Origin of the sequence: Stappia sp. BW2 (assembly GCF_008107695.1) — a bacterium.
Lineage (GTDB): Bacteria > Pseudomonadota > Alphaproteobacteria > Rhizobiales > Stappiaceae > Roseibium.
On the sequence record NZ_VIRG01000066.1, the window covers coordinates 1,389,716 to 1,415,546 of the forward strand.

Sequence of the window (25,831 nt, forward strand, 5' to 3'; positions counted from 1 at the left end):
GAAATTTGCCGTTCGGCATTGCGTCTCGACGCGCCGTGCTACCGCAGCAGGATTATCCCTAAAACCGCCGCGACGATGAGAACGCAGCCGAATATTTCGGAGCGGGCAATCGCCTCCTTGAACACCAGCCATGAAACCAGAAAGGTGAAGACCAGCTCGACCTGAGCGAGAGCGCGCACATAGGCAACATTTTGCAGTGTCATGGCGGTGAACCAGCCGACAGATCCCGCAACACCGCTAGCCCCGACCCAGACGGCAGCCCGCCAGGCGCGAACGCTTGCCCGCAGTTGGTCGGGCTCGCGCAGCACCATCCAGACCGCCATGACGATTGTCTGGAAGGAGGTGGCATAGACGAGCGCGTAGGCGGCCTGCATCGGAACACCTGTTCCTTCAAGTGACAAAGAGGCCGTGCGGTAAGCGACGGCGGACGCTCCGAAGAAAGCGGCCGACGCAAGGCCGATCAGCGCAGGTCGACCGATCAGCGAGTGACGGACGGCAGAAAGTGTCAATGGAACCCGGGCGAGAGAAATCACAACCACGCCGGCCACTCCGACCAGAATGAACAGCCCGGCCACCAGGGAAATGTGTTCGCCAAGAACCACAAAGCCGAAGAGAGCTGCCTGGATCGGTTCTGTCTTGGAATAGGCCGTCCCGACCGCAAAATTGCGGAAGGAGAACAGATGGATCAGCAGAAACGTTCCCAGGATCTGCGCCAACCCGCCCAGAGCACCGGCCACCAGGAGCGTCGGCGTGGGCGCAGGCAGCGGAAACTTGAACACGGTGTGCAGCACCACGGCATAAGCAATCGCAAACGGCACACCGTAGCCGAACCGAACGAATGTTGCCCCGGTGGTCCCAAGCTGACCCTTCAGATGTTTTTGAAGGGCCGTGCGCAGGTTTTGGCAGAACGCCGCTGCAATGGTGATCGGGATCCATAATTCCACGAGGAGAACTCTTTCAGGGTTTGTTGAAGTGATTTCACATTAGAGATTTAGGCTCCGCTTTAAACTGCCGTAACCGCAATCAATATTTTATCTTTTCTCAACATTGGAACCGAGGCTGCGTAGATTTCGAGACTCGCGCGGCGCGCATCCCGCCCTTTCGTTTGACGGCAACAGGACATCTGCAGACCCTCCGGTGCTTGACAGCACCTTGCCGGGCGGCTTAGGTCCGCGCCAGATTTGTTAACGCCCGGAGACCATCTGTATGATGACCCACGATCTCGCTTCCCTGTCCAAGACTATCGACGCCGCCTTCGAAGACCGTGCCGCGATCGACACGACAACCACCGGCGAGATCCGGGACGCAGTCGAGGAAACACTGAACCTGCTCGACCGGGGCCAGTTGCGTGTTGCCGAAAAGAAAGACGGCGAGTGGACAGTCAATCAGTGGGCGAAGAAAGCCGTACTGCTGTCATTCCGACTGAACCCGATGGACATCATCAAGGGTGGTCCCGGCGATGCGACCTGGTGGGACAAGGTGCCGTCCAAATTCGACGGCTGGCGCGGCATGGATTTCGAAAATGCCGGCTTCCGCGCCGTGCCGAACTGCATCGTTCGCCGTTCGGCCTTTATCGGCAAGGGCGTTGTCCTGATGCCGTCGTTCGTCAACCTCGGTGCCTATGTTGACGAAGGCACGATGGTCGACACATGGGCAACGGTCGGCTCCTGTGCCCAGATCGGCAAGAACGTTCACCTGTCCGGCGGCGTTGGCATCGGCGGCGTTCTGGAACCGCTCCAGGCCGGCCCGGTGATCATCGAAGACAATTGCTTCATCGGAGCGCGTTCCGAAGTGGTGGAAGGCTGCATCGTGCGCGAAGGGTCCGTGCTCGGCATGGGCGTCTTCATCGGCCAGTCCACCAAGATCGTCAACCGCGCGACCGGCGAGATCACCTACGGCGAAGTGCCGCCGTACTCCGTGGTTGTTGCAGGCTCCATGCCGAGCGCCAAGACGATGGGCAACGGTGAAACCGCACCCAACCTTTACTGCGCTGTTATCGTGAAAACGGTCGATGAAAAGACCCGTTCGAAGACCGGTATCAACGAACTTCTGCGCGACTGACGCAAAGAACGGAGTGCCGCGGGCACTCCGTCACCCGAAGTCCGAAAAGCCCCGTCCTCACCCGGCGGGGTTTTTCATGCGCCCCACAAAAACCCGACGGCCTGAGAGATCACGAGCGTCAGCAACACATCCAGAACGACCACACCGATGGTCAGGCTGACGGTCGTCTGAAGCACAATGCGGGCGACCTGGTAACGGTACCAGATGACGGCGACGAGGCAGGTCAGCGACAACAGCACGACAATGCCGGGCGAGATAAGGTCCAGAAGAAACAGGATGTAAGTGAAAATATAGGGCACCGAGGCCAGCAGGCTGGTCCAGTTGCGCACCACGATGAACGGCACATAGCGGTGCGAAATGCCGAGCGGTGAGGCCAGCAGTGCCAGCAGCAGCGGCAGCGCCAGCCAGTCGACGCCCATGCCCAGGAACTGGGCGAACCAGTAACTGCCATCGGGAAAGGCATCCGGATGATAGAGGTTCTCGGCGAAAAACAGCCGCTTTTCCGCAAGGCAGCTGACCACATAGACCGGCAACAGCAGAAAGATGACGGAAAACGAGCGCCAGAAGCCCTGCACGGACTGGTCGAAGAACGCCATTCCTTCAGGGCGATTGCGCAAAAGCAGCCAGGAACCGTCCAGTGCCGCGCGAATTTCGACCTTGCTGATCAATTCCCGTCTGCTCCAGAAAAATAGCTGAAAAGGAATTTCTTGTAGATTGCGGCGAGCCGGTCAAGGTCATCGACCGCGACACATTCGTCAACCTTGTGCATTGTCTGACCGACAAGGCCGAATTCGACAACCGGGCAGTAGTTCTTGATGAAGCGGGCGTCAGACGTTCCCCCACCTGTCGAAAGCTCCGGAGCGCGGCCGGTTTCCGCTTCCACCGCCTTGCTCAGGGCTTCGATCAGAACGTCGTCTCGTGTCAGGAAGGATTCGCTGGCATCGCGCTTGAATTCCAGATCGAGCGCGCGTTTTCCCAGATCCACACCTTCCAGTGTCTCCGTGATACGGGCCTTGAGGCTTTCAAGCGTCCATTCGTCGTTGTAGCGAATGTTGAAACGGGCCTCTGCGCGGGCCGGAATGACGTTGGAAGCAGGATTGCCGACATCGACGGAGACGATCTCCAGATTGGACGGCTGAAAGCGCTCGTTGCCCTTGTCCAGTTCCAGCGCGTCAAGCGCGACCAAAAGACGGAGAAGGCCCGGGATCGGATTGTCGGCCAGATGCGGATAGGCGACGTGCCCCTGAACACCGCGAACGGTGATCGTGCCGGACAGCGATCCACGCCGGCCGACTTTGATGGCATCGCCGAGTTTGTCCGGATTGGTCGGCTCACCGACAATGCAGGCATCGAATACATGCCCTTGTTCTTTGGCCCATTGCAGCAGCTTGACGGTGCCGTTGACCGCCGGACCTTCCTCGTCACCGGTAATGAGAAAGGAAATCGTCCCGCCGAAATCCGGGCCTTTTTCCGCGACATAGTCGAGCGCTGCCGCCGCAAAGGCAGCAATGCCGCCTTTCATGTCGACCGCACCGCGGCCGTACAGCACACCATCGTCGATCATCCCCTCGAAGGGGCCATGACGCCAGTCACTCTCGGTGCCGGCCGGAACCACATCCGTGTGGCCTGCAAAGACGAAATGCGGAGCACCGCTGCCGATGGAGGCAAACAGGTTCTCCACGTCAGGCGTGTCCTCATCCTGGAAGGTAACCCGCGAGACATCGAAACCCGCCTTGCCGAGCAACGCTTCCAGCGAGGCCAGGGCGCCACCTTCGGCTGGGGTCACGGACGGGCAACGGATCAGGTCCTGTGCGATGGCGACGGCGGAAGTGGGCATGAAGCAGTCTCTTTAGGTTCGTCTTATGCGGGGCTCACGCGCGCTCAGCGCTTGCGCCAGTAACTGTTGGGCATCGGGCCATGGCGGTTCGGCTGGTTCTGACTGGGCACAACCCCGAGAAAGATCAGCATGATCACGTTCAGGATCGGTACGAAGATCAACAGTCCGAGGAAACCGCTCTGGCCGATATCCTGCAAGCGCTTGATGACCAGCGCCAGTTCAACCCACTGCAGCACGAAAAACAGCACAGGGAACAGCGGGTTTGTGCCGATATAGTCGCCGGACATCAAGGAATCTGCTGTCGGCGTTTCAGCGGAGGAAAGCCACCAGATCCGAAGGGCGATGCCGAACACGACCCAGCTGATCAGGAAACATAACCAATATGGCTCCCGGCCCATACGGCCGATGGGACTCAACAGGGCCCAGATCGGCCCCGGGGCTGTGTTCGCGCTCTGTTGGGGCGTTGTCATTCCGTCCAGCTTTGGTTCGATTGATCTGGCAAGGAGGTAGACGCATACGCGGGCCGGATCAAGCTCTGTTACGCAGTCGCACCAGTCTTTGCCAGCTCGTAATCCTGCAAATGGGGCCAGCCGCAAGGATTGCAGGCCGTGACCCTGGGTAATTTTAATGGATTTTGCACGTTCGGCGTGTCAATCCTAACATCAAGGGTTGATTGCTGACGAGGGGGCTCGCTGATGACCGGTGACTGGAAGACGAAACTAACGGCCTGTACATTCTCGCTTATTCTGAGCTTCTTGACAATTTTGTCGCTGCCGGCCAACGCACAGGATGCGGGCAAGAGTCTTCCCACACAACTTCAACCTGAAGCCATGGAAAAGCTTGTTTCCGATCTCGATCCGGAACAGGTGAAGGCACTCACGGACCTGATGACCCTGCTGCAGCAAGGTGCCGCAGCCAAAGGCCAGCAAACCCCACAGCCGTCCGAAGAAGTCGAATTCATCGACAAGGTGCAGGCAACGGCCGATCAATTCGGCGGGATGATTGCCAACAACTTCAAAACAATTCCGGTGCTTTTCACCAGCCTGTTCAGCAGTATCGAGGCGCTTTTCGAAGGCTCTATCGCCGGGCCGGTGCATATCCTCCTTGGCGCAATTGCGTTGATCCTGGCAGCGGGCTTCATCGCCGAATTCCTGGTCAACCGGCTGTTCGCCTCCCGCCGCGACAAAATCCGGAGCCATGCTCCCGGCAGTCTTTTTGAAACGGTCAAGCTGGTTTCAACGCGCGCCGCGCTCGATCTTGGCGGACTGATCGTTTTCGCCATCGTGGGGTTTGCAGTCGGAAAGATTGCGATCTTCGACCCTGTCGCACGGACATTTGCCTTTCAGGCGGTTTATTGGATCGTCTTCCTGCCGCGCATTGTTGCTGCCCTGCTCCGCTTCGCCCTCGCCCCCCATCGCAGCGAGTTGCGCCTCGTCACCGCGGACGACGCCACTGCCAAATCGCTCTACCGCAGCTTCACCAGCCTCTTTGCCTTTGTCGGCATCACCTTTTTCCTGCGCAACGTGATGATAGAAGCCGGGTATGGCGAAGTTGCCGAAACCTTCCGCTTCTTTATCGGGTTTGGTGTCAATCTGTGGATCGCCATAGCCATCTGGAACACCCGGCATGGCCTGACGAGCATCATTTTGGGTGATGAACACGAGCCGACCAGCGGGCTTGAACGCATGGCCCGCTTCTGGCCCTATTTCTCGATTGCCTTCATCGTCTTCAACTGGCTGCTGGTTCAGGTGACCACCAGCATGGGCATCGAAGCGCTGACGGCCGGCAGGTCCCTTGCCGTGATTTCCCTCGTGGTGTTCGCGCCGTTCCTGGACACGATGGTGCGCGGCATCGTCTCGCATATCATTCCCCCCATGCATGGGGAGGGTCCGGTTGCCGAGGCCGCGCACATGCAGACACGGCACAGCTATGTCCGCATCGCCAGGGTTGCCCTGCTGGCTTTTCTGGTGCTGATGGTCGGCAGGATTTACGGCCTCAATCTGCTCGCGCTCGGTGCCGAAGACGGATCTGCGGTCGCCCGGCATACGGTCATCTTCCTGCTTATTCTGGCTGCCGGTTACCTTGCCTGGGAAATTACCAATCTCTGGGTTGCCCACCAGCTTGCCAAGGATTCCCCGCCACCTTCCAACGAAGATGAAGACGCAGAGATGGGCGGCGCCGGAAAATCGCGCCTGGCGACGATCCTGCCGCTGATCCGCGCCGTGGTGCAGATCACGATCCTTGTCCTGACCGTGCTGCTCGCGCTCAGTCAACTTGGCATCAACATCACACCGCTTCTGGCCGGTGCCGGTGTCGTCGGTCTTGCTGTCGGCTTCGGCGCGCAGACACTCGTCCGCGATGTCGTTTCAGGTGTCTTCTTCTTGATGGACGATGCCTTCCGTCTGGGCGAATTCATCGACGCAGGCGGCACCCAGGGCACCATCGAGAAAATCTCGATCAGATCGCTGCAACTGCGCGGCACGCGCGGTGCCGTTCATATCGTCCCCTATGGCGAGATCCCGAAACTCACCAACCTGTCCCGCGACTGGGTGATCATGAAACTGAAGTTCACCGTGCCTTTCGACACAGATGTCGAAAAGGTTCGCAAGCTCTTCAAGCGGATCGGCCAGGACATCATGCAGATGGAGGAGTTCAAGGACGACATTCTGGCCCCGTTCAAGGGACAGGGCGTCGCCGACGTCGACGACGTCGGCATTGTGGTGCGCGGCAAATATACCACGAAGCCCGGCAAGCAATTCGGCATCCGCAAGGAAATCTACAAGCGCGTCCAGCAGGCGTTCGACGAAAACGGCATCCAGTTCGCGCGCAAGGAAGTGCGGGTCAACATTCCAGACAACGCCAAGCTGGACGACAAGCAGAAGGAAGCCGTCACGGCAGCAGCCGCTGCCGCGGCCGCCGACATGGACAAGAAACCGGCTGCGGAATAAGCCCTCGGCCTTGCTTCAGTTGCAACTAACCGGCCTACCGCTTTGCCTGTGAAAGCGGTAGGCACAGCGTTTGTGGCCCATCTTTCGAGACGGTCTGGCAGCCTCCTCAGGATGAGGCCGCGGTTTTTTGAAGCCTTTCCTCCCCTTATCGCCTCATCCTGAGGAGCCGCGGTAACAGCGTCTCGAAGGATGGCCAAAAACGCTGGGACCAAAGCGTCAGCCCTCTTTTCACGACCGGATAAGCCGACACCCGGGTCAACCTGTGCTTCGGGCCGGATTTAACCGGCCTATACGCCCTTCTCCCGATTGAGCCGGACGCCAATCCGTGCCTAAGATTGCATGTCCGCGGGAGGCGGGCAGGCAAATGCTTTTGGGAGGAAGCCGCCTGATGAGTGACAACACGTCGACCCCGCATGGCGGCGGGGCAGCCGCGACCGATGGGCTGCGGCCCATGCCGAAGGTCAACAGGATTACCGTCAACGATGTGATCGACGCGTTTGCGGCGGGCCTTGCCGATTTTCGCAGGGCGCCGATCTACGGCATTGCCATCGGGTCGGTTTTCGCTGTTGGTGGCCTGTTCGTCGTTTTGAGCGCAGCCGCCCTCAACATGAGCTACCTGTCCTATCCGGCAGCGGCCGGGTTCGTGCTGATCGGGCCGTTTGCCGCGGTCGGCCTCTACGAAGTCAGCCGTCGTCTTCAGAACGGGGAGCCGCTGTCGTGGTCACGACTCTTCGGCACCATGTGGGCCCAGAAGAGCCGGGAACTCTCCTGGATGGCCTTCGTGGTTCTGTTTATCCAGATCATGTGGATGTATCAGGTGCGCCTGCTTCTGGCGCTGTTCCTCGGCTTCCGGTCCTTTGCCTCGTTCGAGGAGTTTCTGACTCAGGTCATCTCGACCCCGGAAGGCCTGATGTTCCTGGCCGTCGGTCATGTGGTCGGCGCGATCCTGTCACTGATCCTGTTTTCGCTGACCGTGGTGTCGTTTCCGCTGCTGATGGAAGAAGACCGGGACTTCATCACCGCCATGATCACCAGCGTACGCGCCGTGTTCACTTCGCCCGTCCCGATGATCGGCTGGGCCTTTGTCGTGACCGCTGTGCTGATCGTGTCGATGGCACCGGCGTTCCTGGGTCTGATCGTGTCCCTGCCGATACTCGGTCACACGACCTGGCATCTTTACAAGAAGTGCGTGGAGATCCCGGAGGCCTGATCATGGGAAGGCCTGCCCCCCCAGAAGGCGCGCAAGCGCCGGCCGGGGAAACGAAACTGGTGCGACTGTGCAATGGCGCGTTCGGGCAATCGCAGCGCGAGCGTCAGGCAGATAGGATCTTGCGGAAGCGCAGCAGCACGATGACCAGAGCCGCTGCGGACATCGCGCTCATCGCCAGCATTTCCCCACCGACCAGTCCGAAACCGCTGCCCCTGTAAAGGACAGACTGGGTAAAGCGGACAAAATGCGGCGACGGGCTGACAGTTAGGATGACTGCCTGCAGCCAGCCGGGCATCGACTCCAGCGGCGTCATTCCGCCCGACAGCAGGATCATGACGATGATGACGGGGATCACGAGCAGGCCGAACTGGCCCATCGACCGGGTGAAGCTGGCCAGAAGCAGACCGATGCTGGCGATGGCGGCAATATAGATCGCAGACCCCGCCACAAAGAGTCCGAGCGATCCCGCAACAGGCACGCCGATCAGAAATTCGACCACGAAGATGAGGCTCAACACCGTTGCCGCCAGGATGACGAGGGCTGTTGCCAGGATTTTCGAGACGACGATCTCATGCGGGCGAACCGGCATTACCAGCACATGTTCGATGGTTCCGTGTTCTCGTTCGCGGATCATCGATGCGCCCGAGAGGATCAGGGTCAAAATGGTGATGGAGTTCATGAGCTGCATCACCGAGGTGAACCATTCCGGTGTCAGGTTCGGGTTGTATCGGTTGCGGAAGACCACATCGACCAGCCCTGTCCCTCTGCCCGGCAGATCGAAATACCGTGCGATTTCCTCGGACAACAGACCGGTCATGAAAGTCGCGCCGTTGCCTGCGTGCGCTACCGCCGTGGCATCGATGTCGAGTTCGAGCGTCGCTTTCCTGCCGGCGCGCAGATCGCGCTCGAAGTTAGGCGGGATCGACAGGATCAGGACATGATCGCCCCGCTTCAGGGCTGCCTCTGCTTCTTTTGGATCGAGCGGGACGGGAGCCGCGAAGAGCGGTGGCTGGACCACGTCGGCCAGTCGTCTCGACAACATGCTGTGATCTTCGTCGACCACGGCCGTCGACAGGTCCTTGATGTCGGTCGAGACCGCGTAGCTCACCATGTAGGTCGCAATGGTGAAGACATAGACGATCAGAGCCAGCATCAGCGTGTCGCCGCGTATGGCGCGCAGCTCCTTTACCGTCAGCAGGAGGATGTGTCTGACACTGGTCATCATCGAAGGAGACCCACGCATCGCTCAGCGCTCCTGCTTGCGCAAGGCGAGGACAGACAGCGCGAGATAGATGACCACGAACCCGCAGAGCATCGCCGCGCTCCAGCCGATATCAGCCCAGCCGAAGGCCTTGACGAAAGACCCCACGCTCACCTCCTGATACCAGGCGCCGGGAAACATCTTTCCCAGAAGCTGACTGGATGGTGTCAGCGAGGAGACCGGCACGATGAGGCCGGAAAAATTCACTGTCGGAATGATGGTGATCACGGCTGTGGCAAACACGGCGGACACCTGTGTGCGCGTGAAACTTGAAACAAGCTGCCCCAAACCGGTCGTTGCAATCACGTAGATGACGGAGACGGTGAAGAGCGCGAAGAGATTGCCCGTGAACGGAACCCCGAACAGAAGCCGGCCCATCAGGTAGAGCGTCCAGAAATTCAGCACTGCGACGGCGATATAGGGAAGCTGCTTTCCGGTGAGGAACTCCAGCCGGGTGACTGGCGTGGAGCGGAAATTGGCGATCGTTCCGGTTTCCTTCTCCCGGGCCACGCCGATGGCGGCCATGATCGCGGGGGTCAGCATGAGGATGAGCATGACCACGGACGGCACCATCGCATAGGCGCTCTTGAAGGCCTGATTGAACCGGTATCGCGTTTCGATGCCGACCGGGGATCCCGGTGTCCTGCCGCTTTCTTTCGTCAGCAGGTTCGAAAACAGGTTCAGAACGCCAAGCGCATAGCCGTGAGCCGTTTCCGCGCGAAAGGGCATGGATCCGTCCACCCACAGCGAGACTTCCGGCACATGACCGCGATGCAAATCCCGTCCGAAGCCGCTTGGGATCTCCAGCACCACGGTGAGCGTGCCGCGGCCCATGCGAGTGTCAATCTCCGCCGGGCTTGAAATTGGCGGCCCCTCGTCGAACTGGCGGATCGAGGTGAATTGCTCACTGAGGCGCCGGCTCTCCGGGCTCTGGTCCTGATCGTAGACCGCAAAGGTGATGTGGTCGACATCGAAGGATATGCCGTAACCGATGGTGAACAGCAGGATTGCCGGCCCCATAAAGGCAAAGAACAGGCGTACGGGGTCCCGCATGAGTTCGAGCGTTTCCCGCGCGGCATAGGCCCAGAGCCGGGTGAGCGGGCGGTTCTTGTCCTTGCGGTCCGGGCTGAGAGCCACCTCGCCCGCGGGCTCAGTGGCGCGCTCGCCGGTCTCATCTTCCAGCCAGCCGATAAAGGCTTCTTCCAGCGTGCCGCTGCCCCTTTTCTCAGTAAGCTCGGTGGGCGTCCCGACGGCCAGAACCTTGCCGGCATGCATCAGCGAGACGCGGTCGCAGCGTTCCGCCTCATTCATGAAATGGGTAGAGATGAAGATCGTCACCCCCTTGTCGCGGGAGAGCGAAATCAGCTTGCGCCAGAAACTGTCACGGGCCACCGGGTCGACCCCCGAAGTCGGTTCGTCGAGGATGAGAATTCGTGGCTCATGGATGGTGGCGACGGCAAGCTGCAGGCGCTGCCGAATGCCCAGCGGAAGGCTTTCCGGTTGCTTATCCGCGGCCTCCGCGAGATCGAATTCCTGCAGCACGTCACCAACGCGCGTTACCGCGACCCCGTAAAGGCGGGCATGGAGTGCAAGGTTCTGCCGGACGGTCAGCTCCGAATAGAGCGAGAAGCTCTGCGACATGTAGCCGATGCCGAGCCGGGCCTCCATGTCCGCATTTGCCAGTCGTTTTCCGAAGAGACGCGTCTCACCTTCCGTCGGCTCCAGCAGGCCGGTGAGCATCTTCATCGTTGTGGACTTTCCGCAGCCGTTCGAGCCGAGGAACCCGAAGATCTCGCCTTCCTCGATCTCGAAACTGACATTGTCCACCGCGGTGAAATCGCCGAAACGCTTCGTCAGCCCGGTCGCCGAAATGGCCGGGTCCGCTTCCGGACGCCGCTTGCGGGGTTGCAACTCGACCGGCCTGTGCCGGCCGCGCTCGCTCTCCGGCAGGAGATTGACAAAAGCCTCCTCCAGCGTGGCGGCGCCGGCAATGTTCTTCAACTCCTCCGGAGACCCTGACGAAATGATCCGGCCGCCGTTCATGGCCGCCAGCCAGTCGAAGCGCTCAGCCTCTTCCATATAGGCCGTTGCCACGATCACGCTCATGGAACTCATCCGCACCCGCATGCGGTCGATCAGCTCCCAGAACTGACGGCGCGACAGCGGATCGACGCCGGTCGTCGGCTCGTCCAGAATCAGAAGGGCGGGATCGTGGATGAGTGCGCAACACAGGCTGAGCTTCTGCTTCATGCCGCCCGACAGCTTGCCCGCCGGGCGGTCCGGAAACGGATCAAGGCCCGTCGCCTCAAGCAGCATGGCAATGCGCTCGCGGCGCTCGCGGGCCGGTTGGCCGAACAGACGGCCGAAGAAGTCGAGGTTCTCGCGTACCGACAGCGTGGGGTAGAGATTGCGTCCGAGCCCCTGCGGCATATAGGCGATGCGCGGCATGATCGACGCGCGAGCACGGGCGGAGGCGATATCGGTGCCGAGGGTGACGATCCGGCCGGATTGCAGCCGTCGTACGCCGACCAGAAGCGCAAGAAGGGTGGACTTGCCGACGCCGTCCGGGCCGATCAGCCCCGCCATGACACCTGCCGGGATCTGCAGATGCACGTCGTCAAGCGCTACCGCCGGGCCGTAGCGATGGCCGACCTCTTCGAGTTCGCACGCCCAGCCCATCGCACTCACTGCGGCAGCTTGACTTGCAGATCGTCCGGCCAGGCAGCCGCCGGGTCGGAGCGCACGAAGCCGACGCCGCGGATGCCCACCTTCACCCTGTCCTCGAACTGGCTCACCAGATCACGCGGCACGGTCAGCTTGACCCGGAACACAAGTTGCGAGCGCTCCTCATGTGTTTCAACGCTCTTGGGCGTGAACTGTGCCTGGGATTCGATGAAGGTAACGCGTGCCGGAATGACATATTGCGGTACGGGGTCAAGCACCATCCTGGCTTCATCGTTGATCGACAGCACGCCGACCACATCCGCAGGCAGATAGAGGTTCATATAGACATCTGTCAGATCCAGGAGTGTCACCACCGGCGTTCCGGCATCGATGACCTCTCCCGGCTCGTGGAGGCGGTATTCGACGCGCCCGCGGATCGGCGAGCGGATGGTCAGATCATCGAGCTGAACCTTGATCTCTTCAACGTTTGCCTCGGCCGCGGCAATCAGCGCATCGCCGCTGCTGACCTGGGCGCGCGCCTGAGCCAGCGATGCTTCAGCAGCCTTGAGCGTATTTGTGGCATCATCCAATTCGGCCTGGGAAACATGCCCCTCCGCCTTCAGCCCCTCGATGCGCTTGTAGGTGGAGCGCGCAAGCGACAAGGCGCTTTCGGCCTGGCTGACAGCCGCTTCCGCCTGCTGTTTCGAAGCCTTGCCCTGCAGGACCGAGGCTTTCGCGGCCAGAAGCTTTGCCTGAATATCCCTGTCGTCCAGCGTTGCCAGCACGTCGCCCGCTTCAACTGTCTGGCCTTCGCGTGCAAGCACTTGCGTCAACCGGCCGGGATATTTTCCCGCAACATCCACGTTCTGGGCCTCGATGCGGCCATTGGAACTGGCAATGTCTTTATTACCCAGGTTCCCGCGCAGCTTCTGCACGATCCGGTCAAAGGCGTTTTCGGCAAGAGCTGTCGGCGCAGAAAACGCAATCGCGGAAAGGCAGGCAAACAGAATCGCAAGTTTTCTGGAACCGATCGACATTTTTACTCGCTTCAGGACTGGGGAACCTCGACTGCCGCACCCCCGTTCGCAGGGAACCGCAGGGTTGCGGCGGTTACTCACGGAGGAAGGCGTTCACTTGACCGGAACCGGCCATTCTAGGGTGTGGGCTCAGAAATGAAGACCAGGTGGCATGAGACATGACGAAACCACGTGAGAACGGGTCACGGAGGGGACTTGTCGCCCGGTCAGGCAGGCTGACGACATGCGGTAAGACCATTTCATCTTCATTTATGAGTCCACACCCTAGCCTTATCACTCTTCAAGGTTGTTTTTCATGCGCCAAATCGTCTTCGCCTCAAGATCTTCGCCTGCCGTAAAGTAATCAACGCGGGTGAGGTACAGACCATCGGCCTGCGCCGCCGGGCCGCAGGCGTTCCGGTCATAAGCCTGCAGGGCGTTCCTGGGTCTGATCGTGTCCCTGCCGAACCTCGGCATACGACCTGGCATCTTTACAAGAAGTGCGTGGAGATCCCGGAGGAATAAGCGGCATCGTTCCGTCAACCGAGACACCGGAGCTTTTCCCCACAGGAGAAAAACACGGTACAGCTAGCTGACACGCAGCGTTCTGCACAGTGGTACCTTGCTTCCATACATGGCATTCTTGCGCCTTGATGCAATTGAACAAATGGCTGCGGGAAGACCCTGATGAACCAGACGCGTGTTGCAAGAAGGCCATGGACAGGTTCCCTCGGCTTGCTTCTGGGGGCAATTGCTCTGGTGATGGCACTCTTCCATTTCTCGGCCGGTCCCCTGGACCCTCAACCGACCATTGGACAGTCAATCGGTGAAATTGCCGCCGATATCCGGAAATCCGCGATCAAGGGCCTGAAAGGTGAGCCGCTCCCCGAGCCGCAATCTGCGCCCTGGAGCCTGGATCGAACGCTCAAGGCGTCGGCCTATGTGCTTGGTGGCCTCGCCATCGTTCTGGGAACCCTCGGCTTCGTGCTCAAGGAAAACAGGCGAGTGGCCGTTTGCGCCGTCAGTCTGGGCGCTGGTGCAATTGGTTTTCAGCTCTTTACCTGGATGATCCTGTTGATCGTGGGAGTGATCCTCCTGGTCGCGATTTTTCAGAATCTGGGAGAAATTCTCGGGGGCTGAGTCCACCCCCAGGGTGTGGACCCGTTTCTCCGTGTATCGGCCGTTTGCTCAAAGCTCCGCGTCGTCTTCCGCTTCCGGAGCCGCCTTGCGGGCCTGCCAGTCCTTCTTGAGTTGGATATCCACTTCCGCCGGGCGGTAGTCGACGCGGGTCAGGTAAAGCCCGTCGGCCGGCGCAACGGGGCCGCAGGCGTTCCGGTCGCGCGCTTTCAGGGCTTTGGTGACATCACCCGGCCCCCATTTGCCGTCGCCGACCAGCCGCAGTGAGCCCACCATGGAGCGCACCTGGTTGTGCAGGAAGGACCGGGAGGAACATTCGGCGATGACGAACTCCCCTTCGCGGTAGACCCTGAATTCGTCCAGCGTCTTTTCCGGGCTCTTGGCCTGGCAACGCGTATGGCGGAAGGTGGTGAAGTCGTGATGGCCGACAAATTCCTGCGCGGCAGCATGCATGGCATCGGCATCGAGATCCGACTTCACGTGCCAGGCAAGCCCGCGCTGATGGGTCAACGGCGGCACCCGGTTCTGGATACGATATCGGTAGGACCGGCGGATTGCTGAAAAACGGGCGTCGAAGCCCTCGTGCATTTCTTCCGCGTCCAGAACAATCACCGGGGCGGGCTGGCAATGGAAGTTTATTGCGCCCATGACCGTGCGCGCCGGCCATGTCCGGGACAGATCGACGTGACAGACCTGTCCGGTGGCATGAACGCCAGTATCGGTGCGCCCTGCACCGCCGATGGTGACCTCCTCGCCAGAGAATGCCCTGACGGCGCGCTCGATCACCGCCTGCACGGACGGCGCGTTGGCCTGACGCTGCCAGCCGCTGAACGGCCTTCCATCGTATTCCACCGTCAGCTTGTAGCGTGGCATTATTCGAATTCTTGGAAAGGCGTCGCGAAGGCGACCTCGATGGGCAGGTCGCGCGAACCGGCTTCCGTCAAAGCAAGCGCCATGAAGGCGTCGCCCGCAAAAGGCCCCTGTACCTTGCGTGCCAGCACGGGATCGAAGCCGAAGCGCGGGTAATAGGTGGGCGGACCGAGCACAAGAACAAGGTCTTCTCCGAGGTCCTTCAGACTTTCCAGCGAAGCCTTGATCAACGCCGAGCCGATTCCCGTCTTCTGCAAATCCGGCCAGACCGAAACCGGTGCCAGGCAGACGACCTGCATGCCCTGTCCCGCACCAATGGCGGCCGGGGTGACGCGGCTATAGGCTATATGCCCGACGATCCGGCCGTCGATATCGACCGCGACCTGTTCCAGCACAAGGGCGCCGCAATGGCGCAGCGTGTGCACGAGCCGGGCTTCCGTATCGGACGGAAAGGCAGCGGTCACCAGCTCTCTGACGGCGGCTTCATCGGCAGGGATCACATTCCTGATGGCAAGTCCGGCAGCTTCGGCAGCTTGGGTCATGTCGGTCTCCTCAAACGCCAGCTTAGTCCAGAACCATGTCGTCAGAAAGCGATGCGCCGCGCAGAAATTCCGCACCGCTCATTGGTTTTTTACCGGCCCGCTGAACCTGCTCCAGACGCACCGCGCCTGTTCCGCAGCATACCACCGGCACATCCGCGCCGGTCTGGATGGTCCCCGGCGCACCGGCCCCTTCGGCAAGTGTGCTGCGCAGGACCTTGACCCGCTCCACCTTGCCGCCGAGAGGTATTTCGCACCAGGCGCCCGGGAAAGGCGACAGACCGCGAATATGGTTGTGAACCTCCGCAGCCGCTTTCGACCAGTCGATCCGCGTTTCCTGCTTGGAAAGCTTGGCCGCGTAACTGACGCCCTCTTCGGCCTGCGCCTGATCGCCAAGCGCTCCGCGCGAGAGGGCTGCCAGGGCCCGGACCATCAGGTCGCCACCAAGCGAGGACAGTTTGTCGTGAAGATCCCCGGCGGTCATGTTCTCGCCGATGGCCACGGTTTCGGACATGCACACAGGGCCGGTATCAAGCCCTTCTTCCATGCGCATTACCTGAACCGCGGTTTCCGTATCTCCGGCCATGATCGCACGGTTGATCGGCGCTGCACCCCGCCAGCGCGGCAACATGGACGCATGAAGATTGAGACAGCCGTATTGCGGTGCGTCCAGAACGGGCTTCGGCAGAAGTAGGCCGTAGGCGACCACAACCGCGACATCCGCCTCCAGCGCCGCAAAGGCTTCCTGTTCCTCCGCCCCTTTCAGGCTCTGCGGCGTGAACACCGGAATGCCGAAGGATTCTGCGGCCTCATGAACCGGCGATTTCTTCAGATCCATGCCCCGACCCGCAGGACGCGGAGGCTGTGAATAGCAGGCGACAACATCGTGGCCCTGGCCGACGATTTCCATGAGGGTCGGCACCGAGAAATCCGGGGTGCCCATGAAGATGACGCGTAAGGACATGAGGCTCCTGAGGGGTTTTGAAGGTCTGCGCCCTTATTGCGTTTCACGCCGGGTGTTGCAAGGGGCGTGGGCGCTGTTTGCCGCGCGTCCAATTGGCGCCACCTCCTCTGCATGCAGATGTTGCGCGCCAAATACCTACCGCAGGCCAATCAGGACCGTTGGGGCAACACAGCTCCCGAAGGCGAACTTTTTCCTGGCTGTTTGCTATCGGCTTCCTGAAAACAGAAAGAGCGGCACAGCGTTTCAGGACCGAACCTGTTTCCTGTATGCCGCCGCCGGTTTACCCAGGCAGGCAGCGCAGGGTCAGAGTTTTCCGGCCATTTTGGCCTGTTTGGTGAATTTCTTGACCACGCGGTCGCGCTTCAGTTTCGACAAGTAATCGATGAACAGCTTGCCGTTCAGATGGTCCAGCTCGTGTTGAATACAGGTTGCCAGTAGCCCGTCGGCCTTGAGTTCCTGTTCCGCACCTTCGCGGTTGAGAAACTGAACCGTTACCTCGGCAGGCCGCTCGACCTCCTCGTAGTAATCGGGGATCGACAGGCAGCCTTCCTGATAGACGGACAGGTCTTCGCTCGACCAGACGATCTTCGGATTGATGAACACCATCGGCTCCTTCGGAGCTTCATCCTTGGCGACATCAAGCACGAAGATGCGTTGCAAAAGCCCGATCTGGCTGGCGGCAAGACCGATGCCGGGCGCATCGTACATGGTTTCCAGCATATCGTCGGCCAGCTTGCGGACGTCTTCATCGACGGTCGCGACAGGTGCACAGACCTCGCGCAGGACCGGATCGGGAATGGTGATGATCGGGCGTATTGTCATTCGCCTGACATAAGAAATCAAAGCGCGCCGGTCAACGCGGAAATAGCGCGGAGCCCTCCCGTTTTCAACGCTTTCCACCTCACTGGTTGCCTTGCGGAAGACCATAGCCCTGTCGAGCCACGCGGATGGGCCTTCGCCCCGAATCGTTCTATGTTTGTTTCATGAACGAGATCCTGTTTGAGTTGAGTGGCCGTCCGGTCACGGTTCTGGAGGCCGCCATTGCCGGCGGCCTGTTTCTTCTGGCGCTGATTGTCTGGCTGGTCCTGAAGACCATGCGGGAGATCCGCCTGCGCGCCGAATCCGACACGGTGGCGGGCGAACGCATCCACGAGCTGGAAAGCCATCTCTCCCAGCTTCTGAAATCGCAGGGGGAAATGACCGGCCGTATGCAGACGATGGCGGAAGTGTTCGGCTCGCGGCAGTCGGACATGATGCGTGCGGTCAACGAACGGCTGGACGGCATGGGCCACAAGCTGAACACCTCCATGGCCGATACCAGCAAACGTACCCAGGACGGCCTCAGGCATCTGCACGAGCGGCTGGCGGTGATCGACCGGGCTCAGCGCACGATTACCGATCTTTCCGGCCAGGTCGGCCAGTTGCAGGCGATCCTGTCGAACAAGCAGACCCGGGGCGCCTTCGGGCAAGGCCGGATGGAAGCAATTGTCCAGGACCAGATGGCGCCCAGCACCTATTCGTTCCAGGCAACGCTGTCCAACAACAGCCGTCCGGACTGCCTGATCCACATGCCGAACGGCGCCCCTTCTCTTGCCATCGACGCTAAGTTCCCGCTGGAAGCCTTCAACCTGTTGCGTGAAGCGGAAACGGATGATCAGCTCAAATATGCGCAGGCGCAGTTCCGCCGCGACTTCACGAAACATATTCAGGACGTCAGCGAGAAATACCTGCTGCCTGGTGAAACCCAGGACACCGCTTTCCTGTTCGTGCCGTCTGAAAGCGTCTTTGCAGAGCTCAACGAGAGCTTCGAGGATCTCATCCAGAAGTCACACCGGGCACGGGTGGTGATCGTCTCGCCGTCGCTGCTGATGCTGTCGATCCAGGTGATCCAGTCGGTGCTGCGCGATGCCAAGATGCGCGAGCAGGCCCATCTGATCCAGGCCGAGGTCGGGCACCTGATTGCCGATGTCAGCCGGTTGAACGACCGGGTTGGCAAGCTTCAGGCCCACTTCGCGCAGGCGAACAAGGATATCGACCAGATCCTGATCTCCTCCGACAAGATCTCCAAACGCAGCCGGCGGATCGAGGACCTCGAACTGGGCGAACTCGAAAGCGAGGCAAAGGAAGAGTCCAGCGCGGAGCCCAAGCTGGCTCTGACACCGAAAGGGTGATGCAGCAATTCTGTTGCCGCTGTTCCAGCCCAGGTCTATTGTCCCGTCGGCTCGATCCGAGTCGATTTGGAGGCAGGCATGTCGTTCCGGAATTCTCTTTTTTCCAAGACACTTAACATCGCTCTTACCAGCCTGGCGCTTGGGGCACTCACCCTCCCCTTGAGCCAGAAAGCGGCAGCGGAAGAGTGCACTCTATCCGTCGAAACCGTCTGGCTGGACACCTATGCGGTCGAAGCCGATGCGCACGGTGAATGCGGGGCAGCGGAAGTTTCGCTTGCGGTCTTCAACCAGTCCGGCGGCATCGAATTTCAGGCCGCCTTCGACCAGAACGACCTGTTCGGTTTTTACGGCATCGATACCGTGAGCGACATGCAGATGGCCTTGCTGGACTGGGTCAGCGGCTATACCGATGTCGCCACCTCCGCCAAGCTTCCGGTCTGGCCAGAAGGCGCTGACGGTCCAGAAGCAGGCGAATTTCCGTTCTACGTCGAAGAAGGTGTGACACGGGAGATCTATGAGCGGGCTCGCCAGGAAGAACGCCCCATGGTCTGCTTCATCCAGGGCACCGAAAGCCAGCTTTGCCTGGTGAAAAACCCGAACTCCGGCGCGCTTGAATCGATTGGCGTGCAGACCTTCCCGGGCTGACAGAACAGCCCATGAAGCCAAGGGACATACGTCCCCTACTGGAAATAGGTCCGGGCTGGCGTTTGCGGCGTCCGGAGCAACGCCTCGTTCAGTCGTCCGGGATCAGGACCCATTCATTTTCTGCAGGCAATGTCCGGTTTGAGCACCCAAAGCGGACCTCACTAGCCTTTGGCCTTTAGTTCCAACGCTTTTTCGGTTGTCCAAACGCCGTCTGCTCCACCCCAATGCCCGCTTCTTACCTCGTGGACACGTACAGAAGTGTTGTCTTGCATCGTCTTGCCTGCAACTGTTCCAAACGCTTTAGCCGTCTCACAGATGAGTTGTGCTTTTTCGTCTTCTGAGAACACACCTTCCAAGACGTGGATGTCGATCAGCGGCATAGATTTCCCTCCCGGATTGGCAACATGATCATTTTGACATTTAGCCGGCTGCCTGTCTCGACATTCGGCCATTTGCCAATTTCAGAGACTCAAACTCTTCTGACCCTGTTTCAAGTGAGTGGGAGGAAACACCCATGTCCGATCATGACTGATGCTGCGCATCTGAAGTCTCTCCAGACGGCATTCAGCCTGTCAAAAATCGGGCCAAACCCTAAAGTGCAGGCAAACGCCTTGCCCTGGTGATCGCGCCCCATTCCGTCGCCGCAATACGGTCAATGGCCTTGTCCAGCGGCTCGTAGGCGACGGTCATCGTATAACCGTTGGCGTGCAGCAGGCAGTTGTCGCCCGTGATGATGCCGACGTGGCCTTTCCAGAACAGCAGATCACCGCGTTTCAACGCCGACGGATCGTCGTGCGGAATGGCCTCGCCGGCCTCCGCTTCCTGCATGTCGCTGTCGCGCGGCAGGTCGTGTCCGCCTGCCTGGGCGGCAAGCTGTACCAGCGCTGAACAGTCAAGACCGAGGCTGGAGCGACCGCCCCAGCGGTAGGGCGTGCCGACCAACTCTTCGGCGACAGTCACCCAGTCGTCTTCGACAGTTTCCAGCGGCACCAGATGTTTTGCAACAACGGCCGAACCGTCGCTGAGAAGCGCATAAGTGAGCCCACGCGTTTCCGTTTCACCGGTAACGGTGACCAGAGAACCGATGGACAGGAGCCCAAGCGGCGGAAACTTGAGATCGGCGGCCGGGTAGCGGTACGTGCGCAGCGCCCGCACGCGATGAGTTGCCGGCTTTACCGGCCCGACACCATCGGACGAGAACCAGCCGACATAACCGTCCGTGGCGAGCTGCCCCCAGGCCCAACCTTCCGGTGTTTGTTCATAGACCGTCACCCACTCGCCGCTGAGGGCTTCGGTGTCGATCGGTCTGTCCGGACGCGGTTCGGGCCGGATCGGCAACTGATCGGCAATAACTTGAAACACCTCGCCTTCAACGAAGCGGGCGGCCGTCACCCTGCCCTCGTAATCGATGGCGGCAAGGTCGGCACGAACCGGATGGCGGCGGCGGTCGAAAGTCTCGGTCATGGTCGATCCCGAAATGGGTTGGCCTGTCAGCGCGGCAGTTCCCTGGCCTTTTCAACCACCAGATCGCCGAGCTGCTCCAGATAAAGCGCGCCTTCCACCGTGCGGGTGATGATCACATTGCGTTTGTCGGCTTCATCGCGCTTGCGCGACAGAAGCCGCATACCGCCCAGAGTGTCAAGCGCCCGGGTGATAGCAGGTTTTGTGACGTTCAACTTGGCAGCCAAACCGCGCACGGTATGAGGCGGCGGCTCTAGATAAACCGTCATCAGGATGGTCAATTGGCGCGCTGAGAGATCCTGTTCACTATCGCGAACAAGCGCCAGATTGACCTCGTGCATCAGTTTCAGCGCCTGTGAAGCGCGCAATTCGACGGCCATGAGTTACAGGGTCCCATCCTTTTCCCCCATCCATCTCCATGACCATCGAAGCACGAAAACGTTTCGGAGCCGTTATTTTACGCCTTAAAACGCTCGGAGATCACATCGAACAGGCCGCGAATGCCCTGGGCTTCGCCGCCCATCGGTTTTCCGGGCTTTTCCATCGGGGTCCAGCCATAGATGTCGAAGTGAACCCAGCTACCGGTGTTCTCGACGAAGCGGGACAGGAACAGGGCTGCCGTGATGGAGCCGGCAAAACCCGCGCCTGACGTGTTGATGTGATTGATATCCGCAACCTTGCTGTCGAGATATTTCAGATAAGGCTGCCAAAGCGGCATGCGCCACAACGGGTCTGCGGTCGCCTCGGCCATCACCGCGATATCCTCGGCAAGGTCTTCATCATGCGTGTAATAAGGCGGCAGATCCGGTCCAAGCGCGACACGGGCAGCGCCGGTGAGCGTTGCCATGTCGACCAGCATGTCCGGGCTTTCCTCGTCGGCAAGGGCCAGCGCATCTGCCAATATCAACCGGCCTTCGGCATCGGTGTTGCCGATTTCGACGGTCAGTCCCTTGCGGCTCGGCAGGATATCACCCGGACGGAAAGCATTGCCTGCAACGGCGTTTTCGACGCATGGGACGATGACGCGCAAGCGCACCGGAAGCTTTGCGGCCATGATCATGGAGGCAAGGCCAAGCACGTTCGCGGCGCCACCCATGTCCTTCTTCATCAGAGCCATGGAAGACCCTGGCTTCAGATTGAGCCCGCCGGTATCGAAGATGACGCCCTTGCCCACCAGAGTGACCTCGGGTGCAGATTCGTCGCCCCAGATGAAATCCGCCAGACGCGGTGCCCGGCTGCTGGCCCTGCCGACCGCATGAACCATCGGAAAATTCTCTTCCAGCAGATCGTCTCCGATGACCAGCCGTCCGGTACCGCCATGCTGATTGAACAGCGCGACAACAGCCTGGGACAATTCCTCCGGCCCGAGATCGTTCGCCGGCGTATTGATGAGATCACGTGCCAGTTTCACGCCGTCGAGAATCGTTCCGAGACGGTCGAGGTCGACACCGTCCTCAACAGCCAGACGACGGGTTTTGCCTTCGCTTTTGAGGTAGCGGGTAAAGGAATAGGTGGAAAGCGCAAAGCCGAGCGCTGCCTGCTCGGGATCGGGAAACCCGTCGGCAAGATGGTAATCGCCTTCCGGCAATCCGGCCACAAGCCCGCCAAGTGCCAGCGGATGAGGCAGACCCTCTTCCGTAACGCCGAACAGCACCGCTGCGCCGCCCTCCCCCGGAACGAGCAGGACGGTTGCGGGCTTGCCTGCAAAGTCGTTGGCCTTGCACCAGTTGGATGCTGCGGCGCCAAGCCCGTCCAGAACGTGAGGCAGACTTGCCTCGGTGACGGCGTGGATGGGCGTGGAGCTGGAAACATCGCTCTTGCGGACTAGGCTTTCGCGCACGGGGGACCTCCGTTGGAGATTGGATTCGATCTTCAAGACCTAGGACGCCCGGCGGCTGGACGCAATATGGCGCAGGCCGATCCGCACCGGTTCTCGCAATTCGCAACGATGCTTAACCAAGCATTAGGGTTAATTATCTATTTCTAACATGGAAACATGAAAGCCGCTGACAACAAGGATGTTGGAAATGCAATCGCCCAGAACCGGTTCCGTTCGCCGTCGCACCCGTATCGCTACGACGCTGCTGGCCATGTCGGCGCTTGTCGTTGTCACTGGCTGTGCGTCCAATCGGGCCAACACGGGCACGCATTCCCCCGCCTCCGGCTACACGTCGCCGGGTTCGTCGCAGGCACTGGCGCAGGTTTCCAAATGGTCCAAGGCCTATGAGCGCAACCGCAAGGACCGCAATGCCATCCTGGGATATGCAAACGCCCTCAGCCAGAACGGTCAGATGCCCCAGGCTATGGCCGTGTTGCGCTCCGGCGTGATCGCCCATCCCAAGGACCGGGAAATCGCCTCCGCCTATGGCAAGGTGCTGGCAATGAACGGCCGGTTCAACGAAGCGCTCAACGTGATTCACGGTGCGCAACGGCCGGATACACCGGACTGGAAGCTGATGTCCGCAGAGGCGGCGATCTATGACCAGACCGGCAACAACGAGAAAGCGCGCAGCCTTTACAAGCAGGCCTTGATGATAGCTCCGAACGACCCGAGCCTTCTGAACAATCTGGGCCTGTCCTATCTGTTGTCGAACGATCTGCCTGACGCCGAATATACGTTGCGCAAGGCGGCCGCCCTGCCCGGCGCGGACAGCCGTGTTCGCCAGAATCTGGCCCTTGTTCTGGGTATCCAGGGCAAGTTCGACGAAGCCATTCAAGTGGCCCAGACGGAGATCGATCCGCAGCAGGCAAAGGCCAATATCGCTTATCTGCGCACCATGATGCAGAAACGCCAGCAAGGCTGAGGCCCCGCCTTTCCTTCCTCGTCAATCAACCATGCAGCTTCGTTCCTGACAGGTCTGGCCTGCGGCGACCAGGCCGGCCCTGATGCAAAAGTCAGGCAACGCCAAAGAACTGTGTTGCTGGCGCAGCTGTCTCACCGCGATCTCCTTCTCAAGGAAGCCACGTATTGATGCCTGCTCGGGGAAGTGGGGCCTCCGGCAGCCATTGCGCCGGAGAGACAAGACCGCTGCTTACTTGAAGGTGTCGATCACCTGAATGACCGCTGGTCCCATGATGATGAAGAACAGCACCGGCAGGAAGAACATGATCATCGGTACGGTCAGTTTCGGCGGCAGGGACGCGGCCTTCTGTTCGGCCATCTGCATACGCTGTTCGCGGGTGTCGTCCGCCATTGTGCGCAAGGCGGTGCCCACGGGCGTGCCGTAACGTTCGGCCTGGATGAGCGCCATCATGACGTTCTTGACCCCGTCCACACCCGTTCGCTTCGCCAGGTTCTCGTAGGCGATGCGTCGATCGCTGAGGTAGGACAGTTCTGCCGTCGTGAGCGACAATTCTTCTGCCAGCTCAACCGACTGGACGCCGACTTCTTCGGCAACGCGTTTGAAGCCCTCTTCGATCGACATGCCGGATTCCACACAGATCAGCATGAGATCTAGCGCATCCGGCCAGGCCCGCTGGATGATCAGTTTGCGCTTGTCGATCTTGTTCTTCAGGTAAAGGTTCGGCATGAAAGCGCCGAGACCGGCAAGCCCCAGACAGAAGCAGACCTTCGACAACGCTGGCAAGTCACTGGGCAGGACGAGAAACACATAGGCAACCGAGAAGGTGAAGATACCGACGGGGATAGCGATGCGCGCGACCAGGAAATAATAAAGCGGCGCAGCCCCGCGATAACCCGCCATCCGCAGGTTATCGACCGTCGTCTGGTCGGACAGCGCTTCCTTCAGATTAAGCCGGTCGACAAGACTTTTCATCTGCGCCTTCGGCTGATTGCGCAGGGAGGCCTTTGCGTCCGCGTGGATCGCCTGAAGCCGTGCCCGTTCCTTGGCCCGCAGCTTGTTGCGTTCAATCGCGACCGATTTCATCCGAGATTTCAAGGTGTCGCGGGACATGAGCGGCATCACGAGTGAAAAAATGGTTCCCGTGACTGCGATCATTGCCAGGACCGCTGCCAGAAACTGACTGGATACGAGGGTGTCGAGGTCCATGCCGTCTCCTAGAAGTCGAAGTTGATCATGGCGCGCATCACCATGACGCCGCAAAACATCCATAACAGGCAGCCAGCGATGATGATGTTACCAGCTGTCGTTTCGAACAGAATCGAAATGTATTTGGGCGCAATGAGATACATGATCCCGCCGACGAAGAACGGCAGCGCGCCGATGATTCCGGCGGAGGATTTTGCCTCGGCGCTGAGTGCCCTGATCTTGCGTTTCATGGCCTTGCGGCCGCGCAGAACCTTGGAGAGGTTGTTCAGCGCCTCTGCAAGGCCGCCACCTGCCTTTTGCTGAATGGCGACCACGATGGCGAAAAAGTTGGCTTCGGCAAGCGGAACACGGTCGGGCAACTTGCCGACCGCATCGGCGAGCGAGACCCCCATGATCTGGGTTTCGGTGATTTTACGGAACTCCGTTGCGACCGGCTCGCGTGCTTCGCGGGCAACCACCTTGATGCAGTCGCTGAGCGGCAGACCGGCCTTGACGCCGCGCACAATGATGTCGACGCCGTTCGGCAGTTCCTCCAGAAAGGCGTTGAAGCGGCGCTTGCGCTTGCTGGAAACGTACCAGCGGGGAAAACCCAGACTACCAGCGAAACCAAATCCGGCCGCAATGAACAGGTTGCCACTGCCTATGATCAGACCCAGCACCAGGAAGATCAGGCCGGCAACGAGACTGAAGATCACGAAATGACGAGTTTCCCAGGTCAGTCCGGCCTGCTCGATCTTGACCTTCAGCGGCACCTTTTGCTGCTTGTCCTGCTTGGCCTGTTGCCGTTCCTCGAATTCCTTGAGCTGATCCTGGATGGACCGCTTGCGGCGGTCGACATCACGAAGTGCCTTGCGCTGGTTTTCGCTCTGGGGCCGGGCTGCAACCGCGCTTACACGCTGGTCGCGCCGCTTGGAGCCGGACAGGGCGGGCTGAAAGAGGCTATAGATGATACCACCAACCGCGAGCATCACGAGGAACGCGACGGCCAGGCCGCTGATTTCAGGTGTGAGAAACTCTTCAATTCCAGACATGGGTTC

At 60.1% G+C, this 25,831-nt stretch carries 24 protein-coding genes; 7 read left to right on the plus strand and 17 right to left on the minus strand.

Going from position 1 to position 25,831, the window contains the following annotated elements; translation table 11 throughout:
• Nucleotides 1-38: 38 nt before the first annotated feature.
• The gene (locus FMN63_RS17865) at nt 39-944 is read right to left on the minus strand and encodes an EamA family transporter (protein WP_148585441.1); all 906 of its coding nucleotides are present in this window, start codon (nt 942-944) and stop codon (nt 39-41) included.
• Nucleotides 945-1,206: 262 nt separating this feature from the next.
• Here FMN63_RS17865 and dapD point away from each other — a divergent pair, with 262 nt between their 5' ends.
• The gene (gene dapD / locus FMN63_RS17870; RefSeq protein WP_148585442.1) at nt 1,207-2,061 is read left to right on the plus strand and encodes a 2,3,4,5-tetrahydropyridine-2,6-dicarboxylate N-succinyltransferase; all 855 of its coding nucleotides are present in this window, start codon (nt 1,207-1,209) and stop codon (nt 2,059-2,061) included.
• A 74-nt stretch (nt 2,062-2,135) separates the two neighbouring features.
• Here dapD and FMN63_RS17875 read toward each other — a convergent pair whose 3' ends face one another.
• The 3 genes from FMN63_RS17875 to FMN63_RS17885 are packed head-to-tail and all read right to left on the minus strand — an operon-like array spanning nt 2,136 to nt 4,368.
• Complete coding sequence (locus FMN63_RS17875) at nt 2,136-2,729, minus strand: hypothetical protein (protein ID WP_148585443.1); 594 nt, start codon at nt 2,727-2,729, stop codon at nt 2,136-2,138.
• The gene (gene dapE, locus FMN63_RS17880) at nt 2,726-3,898 is read right to left on the minus strand and encodes a succinyl-diaminopimelate desuccinylase (RefSeq protein WP_148585444.1); all 1,173 of its coding nucleotides are present in this window, start codon (nt 3,896-3,898) and stop codon (nt 2,726-2,728) included. Before dapE ends, FMN63_RS17875 begins: the two co-directional genes overlap by 4 nt.
• A 44-nt stretch (nt 3,899-3,942) precedes the next feature.
• On the minus strand, nt 3,943-4,368 hold the full coding sequence (locus FMN63_RS17885) for a DUF805 domain-containing protein (RefSeq protein WP_209001160.1): 426 nt from the start codon (nt 4,366-4,368) through the stop codon (nt 3,943-3,945).
• A 225-nt stretch (nt 4,369-4,593) separates the two neighbouring features.
• Here FMN63_RS17885 and FMN63_RS17890 point away from each other — a divergent pair, with 225 nt between their 5' ends.
• The gene (locus FMN63_RS17890; RefSeq protein WP_148585445.1) at nt 4,594-6,846 is read left to right on the plus strand and encodes a mechanosensitive ion channel family protein; all 2,253 of its coding nucleotides are present in this window, start codon (nt 4,594-4,596) and stop codon (nt 6,844-6,846) included.
• A 388-nt stretch (nt 6,847-7,234) separates the two neighbouring features.
• Nucleotides 7,235-8,056: a DUF2189 domain-containing protein gene (locus tag FMN63_RS17895; RefSeq protein WP_148585446.1), complete on the plus strand. Its 822-nt coding sequence runs from the start codon at nt 7,235-7,237 to the stop codon at nt 8,054-8,056.
• 103 nt (nt 8,057-8,159) lie between these two features.
• Here the strand turns inward: FMN63_RS17895 and FMN63_RS17900 are convergent, their stop codons facing one another.
• The 3 genes from FMN63_RS17900 to FMN63_RS17910 are packed head-to-tail and all read right to left on the minus strand — an operon-like array spanning nt 8,160 to nt 13,018.
• Nucleotides 8,160-9,299, minus strand: a complete 1,140-nt coding sequence (locus tag FMN63_RS17900; protein ID WP_148585447.1) for an ABC transporter permease — start codon at nt 9,297-9,299, stop codon at nt 8,160-8,162.
• Nucleotides 9,300-9,302: 3 nt separating this feature from the next.
• Nucleotides 9,303-11,996, minus strand: coding sequence for a ribosome-associated ATPase/putative transporter RbbA (gene rbbA / locus FMN63_RS17905; protein WP_148585448.1), 2,694 nt, complete (start codon nt 11,994-11,996; stop codon nt 9,303-9,305).
• 5 nt (nt 11,997-12,001) lie between these two features.
• Nucleotides 12,002-13,018, minus strand: a complete 1,017-nt coding sequence (locus FMN63_RS17910; RefSeq protein ID WP_148585449.1) for an HlyD family secretion protein — start codon at nt 13,016-13,018, stop codon at nt 12,002-12,004.
• A gap of 666 nt (nt 13,019-13,684) precedes the next feature.
• On the opposite strand from FMN63_RS17910, the gene yidI reads away from it, so the two are divergent.
• Nucleotides 13,685-14,137, plus strand: a complete 453-nt coding sequence (yidI, locus tag FMN63_RS17920; RefSeq protein ID WP_148585450.1) for an inner membrane protein YidI — start codon at nt 13,685-13,687, stop codon at nt 14,135-14,137.
• A gap of 48 nt (nt 14,138-14,185) precedes the next feature.
• Here the strand turns inward: yidI and truA are convergent, their stop codons facing one another.
• From truA to def, 4 genes are all read right to left on the minus strand, one after another.
• Nucleotides 14,186-15,007 (minus strand): tRNA pseudouridine(38-40) synthase TruA, encoded by an 822-nt coding sequence (gene truA, locus FMN63_RS17925; protein ID WP_148585451.1) that lies wholly within the window; start codon nt 15,005-15,007, stop codon nt 14,186-14,188.
• Nucleotides 15,007-15,546: a GNAT family N-acetyltransferase gene (locus FMN63_RS17930; protein WP_148585452.1), complete on the minus strand. Its 540-nt coding sequence runs from the start codon at nt 15,544-15,546 to the stop codon at nt 15,007-15,009. The genes truA and FMN63_RS17930 overlap by 1 nt, the downstream gene beginning before the upstream one ends.
• A gap of 22 nt (nt 15,547-15,568) precedes the next feature.
• Nucleotides 15,569-16,507: a methionyl-tRNA formyltransferase gene (fmt, locus tag FMN63_RS17935; RefSeq protein WP_148585453.1), complete on the minus strand. Its 939-nt coding sequence runs from the start codon at nt 16,505-16,507 to the stop codon at nt 15,569-15,571.
• A gap of 303 nt (nt 16,508-16,810) precedes the next feature.
• Complete coding sequence (gene def / locus FMN63_RS17940) at nt 16,811-17,329, minus strand: peptide deformylase (RefSeq protein WP_148585454.1); 519 nt, start codon at nt 17,327-17,329, stop codon at nt 16,811-16,813.
• A 161-nt stretch (nt 17,330-17,490) separates the two neighbouring features.
• Here def and FMN63_RS17945 point away from each other — a divergent pair, with 161 nt between their 5' ends.
• On the plus strand, nt 17,491-18,678 hold the full coding sequence (locus FMN63_RS17945; protein WP_148585455.1) for a DNA recombination protein RmuC: 1,188 nt from the start codon (nt 17,491-17,493) through the stop codon (nt 18,676-18,678).
• A 78-nt stretch (nt 18,679-18,756) separates the two neighbouring features.
• Complete coding sequence (locus FMN63_RS17950; RefSeq protein ID WP_148585456.1) at nt 18,757-19,323, plus strand: hypothetical protein; 567 nt, start codon at nt 18,757-18,759, stop codon at nt 19,321-19,323.
• 161 nt (nt 19,324-19,484) lie between these two features.
• Here FMN63_RS17950 and FMN63_RS17955 read toward each other — a convergent pair whose 3' ends face one another.
• The 4 genes from FMN63_RS17955 to FMN63_RS17970 form a co-directional block, all read right to left on the minus strand.
• A complete protein-coding gene (locus FMN63_RS17955; protein WP_148585457.1) occupies nt 19,485-19,703 on the minus strand; it encodes a tautomerase family protein in 219 nt (72 codons plus the stop codon).
• A gap of 211 nt (nt 19,704-19,914) precedes the next feature.
• Nucleotides 19,915-20,787, minus strand: a complete 873-nt coding sequence (locus FMN63_RS17960) for a C40 family peptidase (protein WP_148585458.1) — start codon at nt 20,785-20,787, stop codon at nt 19,915-19,917.
• 26 nt (nt 20,788-20,813) lie between these two features.
• Nucleotides 20,814-21,164 carry a MarR family transcriptional regulator gene (locus tag FMN63_RS17965; protein ID WP_006934185.1) on the minus strand — a complete coding sequence of 117 codons (351 nt, stop codon included), beginning with the start codon at nt 21,162-21,164 and terminating at the stop codon, nt 20,814-20,816.
• Nucleotides 21,165-21,241: 77 nt separating this feature from the next.
• The gene (locus FMN63_RS17970) at nt 21,242-22,624 is read right to left on the minus strand and encodes a leucyl aminopeptidase family protein (protein ID WP_148585459.1); all 1,383 of its coding nucleotides are present in this window, start codon (nt 22,622-22,624) and stop codon (nt 21,242-21,244) included.
• Nucleotides 22,625-22,811: 187 nt separating this feature from the next.
• Here FMN63_RS17970 and FMN63_RS17975 point away from each other — a divergent pair, with 187 nt between their 5' ends.
• Entirely contained in the window at nt 22,812-23,588 is a 777-nt protein-coding gene (locus FMN63_RS17975) for a tetratricopeptide repeat protein (protein ID WP_162855048.1), read from the plus strand.
• 228 nt (nt 23,589-23,816) lie between these two features.
• On the opposite strand, the gene FMN63_RS17980 is transcribed toward FMN63_RS17975, so the two are convergent.
• Together FMN63_RS17980 and FMN63_RS17985 are read right to left on the minus strand one after the other, a co-directional pair.
• Nucleotides 23,817-24,794: a type II secretion system F family protein gene (locus tag FMN63_RS17980; protein WP_148585461.1), complete on the minus strand. Its 978-nt coding sequence runs from the start codon at nt 24,792-24,794 to the stop codon at nt 23,817-23,819.
• Nucleotides 24,795-24,802: 8 nt separating this feature from the next.
• Nucleotides 24,803-25,825 carry a type II secretion system F family protein gene (locus FMN63_RS17985; RefSeq protein ID WP_148585462.1) on the minus strand — a complete coding sequence of 341 codons (1,023 nt, stop codon included), beginning with the start codon at nt 25,823-25,825 and terminating at the stop codon, nt 24,803-24,805.
• Nucleotides 25,826-25,831 lie beyond the last annotated feature (6 nt).